Annotated in this window: 11 protein-coding genes; 1 reads left to right on the forward strand and 10 read right to left on the reverse strand. The window is 44.4% G+C overall.

Annotated features, from left to right (window positions below; genetic code table 11):
- Nucleotides 1-36: 36 nt before the first annotated feature.
- Nucleotides 37-1,140 (forward strand): OmpA family protein, encoded by a 1,104-nt coding sequence (locus RDP42_RS06985; RefSeq protein ID WP_374046935.1) that lies wholly within the window; start codon nucleotides 37-39, stop codon nucleotides 1,138-1,140.
- Nucleotides 1,141-1,323: 183 nt separating this feature from the next.
- On the opposite strand, the gene RDP42_RS06990 is transcribed toward RDP42_RS06985, so the two are convergent.
- The 10 genes from RDP42_RS06990 to RDP42_RS07035 form a co-directional block, all read right to left on the reverse strand.
- Complete coding sequence (locus RDP42_RS06990) at nucleotides 1,324-1,920, reverse strand: hypothetical protein (protein ID WP_308763106.1); 597 nt, start codon at nucleotides 1,918-1,920, stop codon at nucleotides 1,324-1,326.
- 51 nt (nucleotides 1,921-1,971) lie between these two features.
- Nucleotides 1,972-2,535, reverse strand: a complete 564-nt coding sequence (locus RDP42_RS06995) for a hypothetical protein (RefSeq protein WP_308763107.1) — start codon at nucleotides 2,533-2,535, stop codon at nucleotides 1,972-1,974.
- 157 nt (nucleotides 2,536-2,692) lie between these two features.
- Nucleotides 2,693-3,538: a GLPGLI family protein gene (locus tag RDP42_RS07000; protein WP_308763108.1), complete on the reverse strand. Its 846-nt coding sequence runs from the start codon at nucleotides 3,536-3,538 to the stop codon at nucleotides 2,693-2,695.
- Between the two features lie 9 nt (nucleotides 3,539-3,547).
- The gene (locus RDP42_RS07005) at nucleotides 3,548-4,375 is read right to left on the reverse strand and encodes a GLPGLI family protein (RefSeq protein WP_308763109.1); all 828 of its coding nucleotides are present in this window, start codon (nucleotides 4,373-4,375) and stop codon (nucleotides 3,548-3,550) included.
- A 47-nt stretch (nucleotides 4,376-4,422) separates the two neighbouring features.
- Complete coding sequence (locus RDP42_RS07010; RefSeq protein WP_308763110.1) at nucleotides 4,423-7,026, reverse strand: carboxypeptidase-like regulatory domain-containing protein; 2,604 nt, start codon at nucleotides 7,024-7,026, stop codon at nucleotides 4,423-4,425.
- Nucleotides 7,027-7,042: 16 nt separating this feature from the next.
- A complete protein-coding gene (locus RDP42_RS07015) occupies nucleotides 7,043-7,369 on the reverse strand; it encodes a hypothetical protein (RefSeq protein ID WP_308763111.1) in 327 nt (108 codons plus the stop codon).
- A 255-nt stretch (nucleotides 7,370-7,624) separates the two neighbouring features.
- Entirely contained in the window at nucleotides 7,625-8,428 is an 804-nt protein-coding gene (locus tag RDP42_RS07020; protein WP_308763112.1) for a hypothetical protein, read from the reverse strand.
- Between the two features lie 214 nt (nucleotides 8,429-8,642).
- Nucleotides 8,643-9,173: a DUF4858 domain-containing protein gene (locus RDP42_RS07025; protein ID WP_303916424.1), complete on the reverse strand. Its 531-nt coding sequence runs from the start codon at nucleotides 9,171-9,173 to the stop codon at nucleotides 8,643-8,645.
- A 9-nt stretch (nucleotides 9,174-9,182) separates the two neighbouring features.
- A complete protein-coding gene (locus RDP42_RS07030) occupies nucleotides 9,183-11,507 on the reverse strand; it encodes a TonB-dependent receptor family protein (RefSeq protein ID WP_308763113.1) in 2,325 nt (774 codons plus the stop codon).
- A 51-nt stretch (nucleotides 11,508-11,558) separates the two neighbouring features.
- On the reverse strand, nucleotides 11,559-13,036 hold a 1,478-nt coding region (locus tag RDP42_RS07035), incomplete at its 5' end, for an outer membrane beta-barrel family protein (protein ID WP_308763114.1).

Genomic DNA, 13,036 nt, shown 5'->3' on the forward strand with positions numbered 1-13,036 from the left:
TTACGGAAAGTAATTAACTCTTAAATCATTGATATTATGCATTGGAATAAAGTTTTAACAATGCTGTGTATTGGTTTAATGCCAGTTACAGTTTTTTCACAAGAGAATCAGCCTTCTCGTCAAATCAAGGAAGAAGGAAAGACTGAGTTTGTTCCTCACTGGTTTATGCAAGTACAAGCCGGTGCCGCACACACCCGTGGTGAAGCAAAATTCGGAGATTTAATCTCTCCGGCAGCTGCCATCTACGGGGGCTATCAGTTTACACCGCTCTGGGGACTGCGTGTCGGAATAAGTGGTTGGCAGGCTAAAGGAGGATGGGCTGCCTATAATCAACTATACAAGTACAATTACCTGCAAGGAAATGTTGATGCTACATTGGATTTGAGCAATCTGTTCTGTCATTACAACCCAGACCGTTTCTTCAATGCATACTTGTTTGCAGGTGTAGGCCTGAACGGAGCGTTCAACAACGATGAAGCTGTGGCATTGGCCCAAAAAGGCTATGACCTGCGTTATTTATGGAATGACAACAAAATCAGTCCAGTAGGAAGATTCGGATTAGGCACTAATCTGCGACTGACTTCTCATTTGTTCTTCAACATTGAGGTGAATGCCAATGTGCTGTCGGATAAGTTCAACTCAAAGAAGGCAGGCAATGCAGACTGGCAGTTTAATGCACTGGCCGGATTTACAATTAAGTTCGGCAAGACTTCACGTAAGACAGAGCCTGTATACTACGACCCGACTCCGCAACCGGCACCTCCTGTCAAGGAAGAGCCTAAACAGGTACAAGAGCCAGTTCCAGTAAAACCGGCAAAGGTCAGCATGACCGAAAATGTATTCTTTACGATCAACTCGTCTGAGATACGTACTGAAGAAGCACAGAAGATTGACAAACTGGCTGAATTCATGAAGAACCATACAGACTGCAAGGTGACCATCTGTGGTTATGCAGACAAACAAACAGGTTATGCAGAAATCAACGAACGCCTTTCTAAAGAACGTGCAGAAGCTGTGGCTGCCATGCTGAAAGAAAAAGGCATCGACAGTCAGCGCATTACGGTAGATCATAAAGGTGATACGGTACAACCATTCAGCACAATGGAAGAAAACCGTGTAAGTATCTGTATCGCTGAATAAGTCTCCATTTAACTCTTCATAACATGAAAAAGAGTGTCACTCTCCCTCTTTTAGAGGAGATAGTGATACTCTTTTTTTATATCCAGCGTCTCGTCATACCAACGTAAAACAGTTATCATAGCCACAAAGAAATGACTGGCTATGCCTGACAAGCCGGAATTCTCCTCTATATGCAACCTATACTCAGAAAACCAATCCTATTCCCATAGAAAGTGAATGACGAAAATCGCTTACTGTACCCAAATAGGTTATGTTTCCAGTATCAAGATTGTAATCGTAGGAAGGAATACCGGCAAATTCCTTCAAGTTGTATCCTATCTGAAAATTCAATCCAAAATGTCGGCCGAACATTTTCGTGTAGCCGATACCCAAATCCCACATCCAACCGGGATCTATGGCAATATTAGAAAAACATCCGTACCCAAGATTCGTATAGATATACCCTTTCGGAATACTTGAAACAGGCTTATAACGGAATGTGGCATAAACGGGGATGGTATTGAAACCGGGGTGAGTATACCGGTCGGCCCCGATACCGATTCCGGCAGCGAATCTGGAGGTAAAATCGTACAGGGCCGTCAGGTGAAGAGAATGTCCCGCCATGCTACCGCTGTTCCATTGCAACTTGTTTGCCAGTCCCAGATTATAGTGATAGTCCAACAGCACATGGAATTTCGGGGCGTTTTTAATCGGTTTCTGGAGTTCCTGCCCTGCAACTTCTCCAAGACTGATGAGTGAAAATAATATTCCAGCAAGAAAAAAGATGTGTTTTGTTTTCATATTCTTCGGTTTTAACCATTGGAACAGAACCTCCCAATAGCACATTATCAATCAGTGTATATTTCCTTTAGGGTCTATCTGAAGAGCCAATACCAGACCATCGTTCACCACATTCTTGCCTGATCGTTTTATCGTTCTCCGGTCTAATGTAATACTTTCGATGGTGATTGAAGTATGACTAGCTATCGGCATAGGAGGTTTGCTCATATCCCGATATTGAAATACACATTTTAAAGTAACTTTCTGCTTGTGAATCTTTAAGGTAATTTCTGTCGTAGCAGTGCCTTGTGTCCGGTTTGCAGAGAATTTTATATTCTTCCTATTAGGCAAATCAGCCGAAATTAACAGATAAGATTTCCCTTTTATCTGTTTTATCTGGCAGGGAAGCATTGCTTGTGATTCGTTTCCAAAAGCGGAGACAGCTGCCGCAAAGTCCTTATTGCTCAGCAAATCTTTACCGGTTTCATCATTGCAGGTTATCAGGATCCGGTTGTTTTCCTGTGTGGCTGACATGGGGGAATACTCGTCTTTGCGGCAAGACCCCAAGAGGATACTTATTACAGCGAATAAAGCTAAAGTACCCAAATTGTTAGGGATACATACAAATTTCTTCATAATGGTTTTTTCTTTGAAAACTGCCATTGGGCAGAAAACCACTATGAGCTCATAGTTAATATTTATTAATCAGAATATTCAGCATGTCGTACATCTTGCTGGGAGATTTTGAGAGTATGCCCCTAATCGTAGGTTTCATTTTTCTACCATCATTGCTTCAATGATAGTCAGTTTCCATAAAGTCATGCGCAATAATCTGACCCTGGGCATTTTTCCTTATCGCCCTTCCGCTCCCTTTCTGCTTTACGGTTATCCCTCTATTTTCCGCCTTCTCTTCCATCCTTAGATATTTTATACGGTCTATTTTTTCCCCATGGTCCCTGAACTTAAACAGACATACATCCGGTGCTTCCTTTCTCAAGCCCACAAGCTTGAACTGGTAATGCTTTTTGGTATCATATACTTCCAGTATAAGCCCCGGCAGCCCGTTGAATTTCCAAGGCCCTTCACTCACTGCAATTTCCGGTGTGAACCAAGCTTCATAATCACGACCGTGATAGTGACAGGTAGCCAGTTGACAGGCATACCCTTGAATGGTTCTGATACTGTCCCGAAGGACCCAGTCCTGTGGTACATATTCTTCCTCTATATGACAATTGACGATTCCATTAGTGGTGCCAAGCATTACCTGTGAGGTCATCTTACCTTTCGGATAATTCTTATAAATATAGTCATGCAGGATTCTGGGTATGGGCAAAGAAGCATAGTCCCTTTTCCGGATATTCCCTATCATCATTTCACCCCATATTTTGCGTCCTGTGGGGTCGTAAAACAAGGAATCATAATAAAACATGGGGTAACCGTAACACTGGCTGATTGTTTTCCCGATACGCAAGATCACTCTTTCGGTAGTGACATCCGTACCCAATGTATCGGTTTGTTCCGTACAGTCGTATTCACACTCCATTATGGATGGTTCCAGTGCCTGTATATATCTGTCAATCTGCCCCCACACACTGGTGCAGCCCATGAAAATAAAAAGTGTCAATAATGTTCTCATCATCAGATTCTGTTATAAGTCAATATTGTTTTTATAATCCTTCTCCTGCAAGTCATATCCATGTTCCGTTCCCTGATACACAATCGGATACTGGCTTTCCTGCTGATATAGACGGTTCAGATATTCCGTCCGTTCCATCGGCTTATGCTCCTTTTCATACCAGTTATAGAATGTGACCGGATAACCGGGAGAGAGAACTATCTCGGCCGCAGAATAGAAATAATGCCGGTCCTTGTCGTAGGCTTCCAGTATGAGACCGGGCAAGCCGCACAATTTCCAGGGACCTTCCTGAAAAGGCAGATCCGGAGTATACCAGGCCACATACGTCCTTCCCCTGAAACTGGTTGTCGCCTTCCGGCACCGATACCCGCACACCATTTTCACCGAGTCCTGCTGCATCCACTTCATTACAGGTATCTTCTCTTTCACCACCACGGCTTCTTTTCTTCCTATTTCTCCAACTCTCCCATATACATAACAGGAGTCCTTTTGCCTGTCCTTGTACAGGTATTCGCTGGTCGTAGAGATGCCGGCTCTGCGGATGGAATCCAAATTAGACACCCTTGCGTGGAAGCGCTGCAATTTCAGTCTTGCATGCCCCGGCAGAACCTCAATGGAATCATCCTGACAAGTATAGTAACTGACAAACGAAGTGAACCGCTTGCCCAGCCGAAGAATCATACTGTCTCTGTGAATATCGTTCTCTGTCAGAGTATCCCTTTTAACCAGATGTGTATAATGACATTCGAGCAATGCCGGTTCAAGTACCTTTTTCTGCTGCCCCTTACATAAGGACGGGGAGAAAGCCAAAGGAATCAAAAGCAACCACAATTTCTTCATATAGCGTAATGTATTTAAGTCATAAAAACCAGATAAAAGCTCAGGAGCTAAAACAAAATGTACACACCCACCATGATATTCCTCGGACGAATCGTATAGCTCCGGCTTATTTTAGTGGCATCCGGCAGGAAGGTCGTATAGGCGTATTCCTTTTCGTTGAACAGGTTGTTCAGATGAAAGTCTATGTGCAGCCGTTTCGTCGCCTTATAAGTGGCCTGTATGTCCCCTAAAAAGAAATGCCGGGTATCGGTCTGGCTTATTTTGTTGGCAAAGTGTTCTCCACATACCGTAAAGCTCCATTTTTCGGAAGGAAGGAACCTGACAGAAAGCTTCTGCTGAAGCTGGTAGGTTTTCTCTTTCTCCTCACTGTCACTAATGTGAAACCTGGTATGCGAGAATCCCATCCGATAATTGACGTTCATCCACGAGAGGACATTCATATCGATTTCCGGACTCAGGGTAAAATTATCCTGACGGCTCTCCACCTTCCCTTCGCTTCGGAACAGAAATGCATCCCTGCGTGACCATCCGCCATCCAGCGTAAATTTTGCCTTCGCCCATCCGGTAGCCTTGGTGACACTGAAATCCAGATTCGTCGTATTTGCTTTCTGCGGAACAGCCACATATCCTGACAGAATATACTGGTCCTGCATCCGCTGAGACACGGTATACGGTGAACGGTTCCAGGATTTTCGGAACCTGATGCTGGAAAAGAACTCGCTCAGCGGTATATTGTATTCTATTCCGCCACCCACAGACGCATCCACCGTATGAAAGAAATCTGTCAGTCCTTCCGTCAGTGTACGGTAAGTGGTCAGCACGGATCCGGGATAGAAGCCAGACAGACTGACCGGATTCTCCCTGTAGTCTCCTCTGGCCTGAATCTTTATCCTGCTGTTCAATCGATATTCCGCATAGAGTGAGGTCTGCCATGAAAGTTTGTCGTGGCGCAATGTGCTGTTGTCCGCCTCACTGCGATAATGGTAATAATCGAGGGGAAAACTCAGGGTGGCAACCAGCTTCTCATCCTGATATTTCATTTCCGGACTGAAACCGGCCTTGACAAATCCCATCTCCATATTGTTCCGTTCCGCCACATTCGCTGCTTCCAAGCCGTATGAATCCGATTCGAACTTCCGGAACATACCGCCAAGACTGGACTTGAAGTCAAAAGTGAAAAGGCCACTCACCGCACCCCAACTGACGGAATTGTCTGTAAAAAATTCTGAGGGCCGGATATGCTGCATGACAGCCGATTCCTCCCTGGATACACTCAGTCTTTGCGGCTGAGCCTGATACAAAAGGTAAGAAGCGAAATTGATGAACTTCTTCCCATTCCTTTTCATCAGAAACAGGTCGTTGGCGAGTTTCTTCCCTCCCTCATACATATTCTGGCTGTTAGACTGATAGCCGCCCAACCGCACGTCCCGGTCTTTCCAGTCCAATGTCACATCCAGATTCTCCGTAAGGTTATAGTCGCTCCTGTTGATTTCGGTAGAGACCTTCCCATTGAGCACATTCTTGTGAAAATTTCCGTCTTCCACTTCATCCATCCTCCATTGCTCATTGCCGGCCGGATCATAATAAACGCTTTGGGTCTTCTTCAAGGTATTCTCACGATGGTTCTGATAGGTCAGACTGAACTTTATATCCTGACCGCTCTTCAACTTAAACAGATTGTGAGATGTCACCTGATGCGTCCGGTTCTGAAGTTCGCGATCTCTTGACAGACCCAATGAATAAGGTGGTGTGAGGTCAATATACTCCCTCAATAGATTGGGGGCATTGATTATCTCATTACGATTAAAGGAGTTCAATTCTTTTGAGATATCCTGTCCCGTATTATTTGATTTCAGGGTATTCAAGGTTTGAAACCCTTTGCTGAAACGCATGGCCGTTCCTTCTCCATTCCACAGTCCTTCCCCGTCTCCGATACCTCCTGCCGCCTTCAAGGTACCGATCCATTTCATCCTGGCACCGGATTTCAATCTCAGGTTAATGGCAGCCTGGTCGGAAAAGACAAGTCCTTCGAGCACCTTTATGGGCTGATGGTTCTGCATGACCTCCACGCTTGCCACATCCTTCTGAGGGATATTGTTCGTGGCTATTCCATACTGGGTGCCCAACAAGTTGCTGTTCTCTATATAGAAACGGTTAATCGGTACTCCATTGTAGCTTATCTTACCGTCTTCCGATGTCTTTATACCGGGAAGCCTTTTCAGGACATCTCCGATGGCGCGGTCTCCCTCCTTTGAATAAAGCTGCACGTCATACTTTATCGTATCTCCCTGCAGGCGGACCCTCGGTGCCTTTACCACCACTTCCTTGATTTCTATATCCTGGGGAGACAGAAAGACTTCCATTTCTTTCCCTTCTTCCAGTCTCTTCCTACAGGTTTCATAGCCGATGCATGAGAACCTGACATACATGGGAGCGGTCAGATTTTCAGCCAATTGGATGGCAAACCGGCCATCCTCTCCGGTTGTCCCAAACTTGACAAGCTTGTTGGTCTCTTCTACATAAACCATCACATTCACTCTTCCAATGGGCAAAGCAGTCGCCTTATCAGAAACCTTTCCTGAGAGAGTACGTGATTGGGCGTTTACTAAAAACGGAACATATAACATCAAGAGAAGGAGTGTGCTCTTCATCGTATTGTCAAGGTTATCAATGAGTCTTTCTGTCTACATATTCTTTGTTTATCACCTCCTGACTCACCAGTTTTCCATCCTGAAAAGTAAATGCCGTAGTCAAAGTGTACCATTCCCGGTCGTAAAGACTTTCCTGATACAACAGCCGTTCAAGGGGACGGTTATGCATATCCATTGTCATTTCCTTCGCGTAAGGGTCACCGACAAGTGCCAGAAAATCACTCTTACTCATTCCTATCTCAATCTTTTCGGAAGTGAACTTACTGTTTTGCACTCCCAAAAGGGATGCACAGCCCACCTGCATGATACAGCAAGTCAGCAGAACGATTAGTTTAAGTCTCATATTATACAAATTCATCTGTAATCCTTTAATGGGTAAGATTCGGTGTCTAATTTATATGTTTATTTTGGAATAAAAAGAATACAAGTTTACTTTTTATCTTTCTTAAAAATTGGTTTTATAATCTTATTCAATATTTTTAGACTTTAGAATAAAAGTTAGAATTCAAAAGACCGTCCGTTCAAATAATGATTAAAAAGTATTTCACTTAGCAGAGAAAAAGCAAATACATTCAGGCTTCACATAAAGCGTGGAAAGTTATCGTCCCGGCATTATGGTAGGATTGCCACCTTGGTTTTTAAATTTAACGCTTCTTACTATTTCATACAGAATACCTCCCACATCCAAGCCTATCTTGGTCTTATTGAACTTATAGTAAGGTATTGCTATAGGGCGAGTATCCCAACTTTTTCTCATGGGATCATACATTCTTTCAGCGCCCACTTCCACTCCCCAATGATCGTTGAACTCATAGCTGATTGTCCCTCCGTAACGATTCATGTAAAACCCGTAGGCACTTGTGGGAGTGTATGTTCCAAAGACCCTGATACTCAGTTTGTCGGTTGGTCTGTAGATGAGGGCTCCAGTCGCACCGAAAGCCTGACCTGTACTGAATGGGAAATTATACTTTGTAGCATTCACTCCTCCCTGAATTTCCCAAAAGTCGTTTATATCATATCGGTACATCAGTGAAGCTTCGTTGATTCTTCCAATTCCGGGCAATGTAGATTGTGAACCATAGCCGTACAGATTCGGAGCAATCATTCCGTTTGTGCTGTAATCGCCGTAGAACATCGGAGAAGGATTTGTGTAATAAGGCATATAAAATGGGCGACGATACCTTATTTTCTGAATCTCCATTTGAGGAATATCCGTTTCTGACTTTATTTCCGGCATTTCTTCTTTTACAGCGAATGGGTTCACCATAGGATTTTCACTCCCTACATATTCATTCGACATTGTCTTCAGACTATCTTTCTTCAGTCCGGAGATATTTTCCTGAGCATATACACTGCCTGTAATGCAGTATAATACTGTAATTAAAAAAATCCTGATGCTCATACCGTTGGCTATGTTAGTGAATACAAATATAAAAACATATTGTAAAACAGATGATTAGAAAGTATCTATTTTACTTAAACAAATTAAATTCAGCGAACAGATCTTGTCAATATCCTTTCCTTGCTCACGGGTTATGTACCTTGAGAAACTATAGTTTACCAGAAACTTCACGGATTGAAAATTTGAGATAGACTAAAAATCATAAGGAATACACTCACTTTTTATCTTTCTTAAAAATTGGTCTTATATATTTCTTGAAGATTTTGCCCACTTCAATGGGTGTGGAATTATTCAGCATATCGTACATTCTGCCCGTAGAAGGTCTCAGGGTATGTCCGTAATCTGTCTGAATCTTTTTACTCAGATCCGGACCCTCATTCATAATGAGTTCCGGAGGACGGCCTTCCATGGTTACATCATATACAGGGTCCTCTCCCCGCTTTGTCCAGATAGAATAAGGACACATACGGATATATCCCTTCGGTTTCCTCACCATAAAGGTATCTGTCAAACTTCGGGGGATACCTCTTTCGAATGGATTGTCCACTTCCATCCATTTCTTTTCCAGCGGAGCTTCCAGGGGCTTGTTATAATGCTCCATATTCTCTGGAAGGAAGTCAAACTGAATGTGCTTTATCGCTTCCTCATTCAGTTTGATTTCCTTGTCTTCCTTTTGCTGGCCCATTGCCGGTATCACTCCCAGCAAAAAGGAATTCAAAACCATATAGCGTTGGATACTGTTCATTCGTCTTTTCTATTGATTACCCATATTCAATCGCGACATTTCACTTTCAGCCGCACTCTGGTTGTTCATTGTCCGTTCAGTACGGAAACGGTAGGTAATTGTAAAGCCGATTTTCCGCGTATCATCCTTTCCGACACTGTACATGATAATATCATTCAGACGGGCTGAAGCACGTGTATTGTTCTTGTTGAAGATGTCGTACCCATCCAGCGAAAGTTGAAGCCTGTCATTCAGGAACGATTTCTTCAGGCTCAGGTTGAAGGAGGTATAACTCTTCGATTCGTACAACTGATAATATCCTTTGGACCCATAATTAAAATCGGCAGACAACAGGAATCCAGAAGGAAGTGTGAAACTGTTGTTGAAGTTCAGCATCACCAACGGATGTCCCGCTTTCAGGGTAATTCCATCCGGGCCGGGATAATGGAAGAAGGTCTTCATGCAGGTCAGCGTGAGGGAAGGCATCCACCACTTCACAGGATATTGCACATTGACCATACCCGTCAAATTGTGCATTTTATCGAAATTATCCGTGTAGCTGACCGTCACCGCCGAGTTCCCCGGCATACTGTAGAAAGCCGTAACCAGCGGATTGCGGGTAAGGGTATAATTCAAATTCAGGAACAGGAACTTATAAAACAGCATATAGTTCAGGTCGTGAGTTAAGGCCTGCTTCAGATAAAGATTTCCTTTCTGATAGGTAAATCGGTCTGTGTACACCGCATTGTCGTTCATCACATCAAACGGCGGACGTTCCGTATGAATGGAGTAAGTAAGAGACTGTTGCAACTTCTCCGTATTATAACCCAGCGATACAGAGGGCAGTAGATTGTGATAAGTCTGGTCCTGGCTTTTGTTCTCATGGGTTTCTTTCAGGTCACTCCGTATCTGTTCGTAGCGCAAGCCTGCCCCCAACGACAGGTTCTTCCAGGTATAATCGTATGACAGGTAGACCGAATTCTTCATCTCCGTATTACGTGTACGGCCATTATTCAACGCACGGACATATTCTATATAGTCGGTTCCGCTGGTGTGGCTGAAATCGTAACCGAGGCTGAAAGTTCCCGCCTTCTCCGTTTCATACGACAAAGAGAACTTGGCCGCAAACAAATCCCAGTCTGCCTTGCGGTAATAGTCCATAGAGGTTTCCGAACGGTCACTTTCCCATTCACGGATATTACCCTGACTGCGGTCGGTCTTATGAAGATAATCACCATATGCATTCATTCTCCACCCGTTCTCCCAGTTGTTTGTATAATACAGATTAAGATGGTTGCTGACCGACTTGTCACCCACCTCACTGAGATTCCTGATGAAGGTAGAAACTCCTTTGTCCGGTATCATGGAAAGGGTATCGTTCGAGAAGGTGTTACCCTGACTGTATTTGCCTTCATATTTCAACCCGATTTCCGATTCCGGCGAAAAATGATAAGAGACCCCTCCCGTGTAGGCATGGCTTTCTTGAAAGATGCGCTTCCGGTTCAGATTGGTCAGATTCCAGACAGTGTCACTTTGGGTCTGCTGGTAAATGTCAAGATCCGAATCCTTCTTTCCACGGTTATAATTGTAGGAGAAAAAGAAATCCCAGTTCTTATAGTTGTAACTTCCGTTCATCTGATAATTCTGACTGAAATACGTTCCCTGCAACAGGTTCCCCTTGACATTAAAGGCCAGTCCTTCCCCCAGCCGTTTGGTCTTGATTTCAATCACCGCGCGCTGCTCCGAATGATAGCGTACGCCTGTATTCGTAACCAGCTTGACGGATTGAATCTGGTCGATAGCCAGATTATCCAGTTCGGTCCGATCTGTCACCTCCCTGCCGTTGAGATAATAAGTGGGCGTTCCCTTCCCGATTACTTCAATCTCGCTGCCCCGCTGCTGTATGCCCGGTAGCTTACAAAGCAGGTCATTCAGCGTGGTTTCTTTGGCAAGAATCGTATTCGGCACATCGGCTATGAGGCCATCCCGGTCCAGCTTGAATGGCTTTTTGTATGCGGTCACCTCCACTCCTTCCAGCTCCGTCTGTGCCACTTCCATCCGCACCACAGGCAAAGTTAGATTCGCGCTGATTTGAATATTCTTATACTGTGTCTTATAACCGAGATAAGAATAGCGGATAAGATAGTTACCCCCGGCAATCGATGTGCTGTATATCCCGCAAGAATCGGATACCGCTCCGCTGACAAGGGTACTGTCTGCCTGGTTCAGAAATGCCACATTCACCATCGGCATCACTGCATTCTCTGAGTCCATGATTTTTCCTTTGACAGCATACTGGCTGTAAGCCGGCAGCAAAATCAGGCTGGGCATTATAGCTAAAAATAGTTTTTTCATTAGTCAAGTTTATACAATAAATTTTAGTCAAAAACTGTAGTTCAAAATACATTATCTTCCGAAGCGTGAAGAATCCACCTCTTTCTTCTCCTTGCTGATGCTGCCGCCAAAACGATAGACAAACTTCACTGAAAGGGTACGGCTGTATTGTCCCATATTCAAGTCGATGTGCTGTCCTGCATAGCGGTTTCTCACCTTCATGCGCATGGTATCAAACAAGTCAGAACACGTCAGGCTTAGAGTTGCCTTATCCTTCAGGAAGTTCCATTGCGCCCCCACATTGACCGTAAAGACTGGTTTCGTATCGCTGATACCGGAAATCATACTTGAGCGATACGTTGCATCCAGATCGAAACCAACATTGGAACCTACCGAGAAATGATTCTGCATGGCCAGCATACACGCCCATTTATTCCGGTCGAAGGGAATATCCCAGAAATTGTCGCAACGGTTACGGTCATTCATAACCGTAGCGTTTACCTGAGAGGAAAGCCAGCTTCCGATGCTGAACGGAATATTGGCACTCATTCCGAAAGACTGGTAATAATTCCAGTTCTGTGTGCGGTACACAAGTGCCAGACGATCCTTCGCCTGATACATGTCCATCGTAAAATAATCGTTGGTCCGCTCATAGAACAGCGACAGCATGTACTTCTGAAGAAAGAGATAATTGGCATTCACACTGTACACGTTGGCAGGCCGAAGTCCCTCGATGGTCTGAATCTCTTCGTAGGCATTCATATAGGTGGTACTGGTCTGCATGTCCCAATAAGTGGGATAATCCTTTTGCGACGAAACGCCCAGCATGAACGTATGCTTTTCCGAAAGCGAATAGCTCAGACTGGCCTGCGGATAGACCGCCCATTTGTGATAGTTTCCGATGGTGTAATACTCACCGGTTGCCGAGAGAGAAAGGGAAAGTCCGTTCTCAAACTCCTTGTCGAACCCGGCATAAAAGTTGGTAATCTGCTCATAAAGGCGCGAAGAGGAATTATCCACGTTCCCCTTTCCCTCCGCCTGATTGAACAACTGGCTGTTCTTGTTATCGGTATAATCATAACGAACACCATATTTCAAAGTCCAATCATTGGCAAGACTGTGGCTCTGGTCGGCATATACAGAGAACTTGCGTATCTTTTGGTCCGAAGTATAGTCCAGCAGCTGACGAGTATTGTCTGTCAGTTTACTTTCCAGACGATTCTTGTCATTCATAGTGTAGTCCGTATAATCCACACCAAAATCCAGTCCGAAGCCGGAAGAATAGCGGGCAAAGACATTGTGCAGCCGGCTGTCCTGCAACTTGTCGTTGTGGCTGTCCTGAAAGTTTCCGTTTACATCAATCGTACCTTTGCCATTGTTCGACAAGGCACCGTTGTAGCCCACGCTCAACTCGTTGTCTTCGTTTATCTGATAGCCATATTCAGCATAGATGTTATGCTTCCAGCCCTTTGTACTGATTTTCTGTGTCTGTGTGATGTCATATACCTTCCCGTCATAGTTGTGTAGGGGAGCCAGGTCCATCACGGTCA

This window comes from uncultured Bacteroides sp. (genome assembly GCF_902472605.1).
In the GTDB taxonomy this organism is placed as follows: Bacteria; Bacteroidota; Bacteroidia; order Bacteroidales; family Bacteroidaceae; genus Phocaeicola.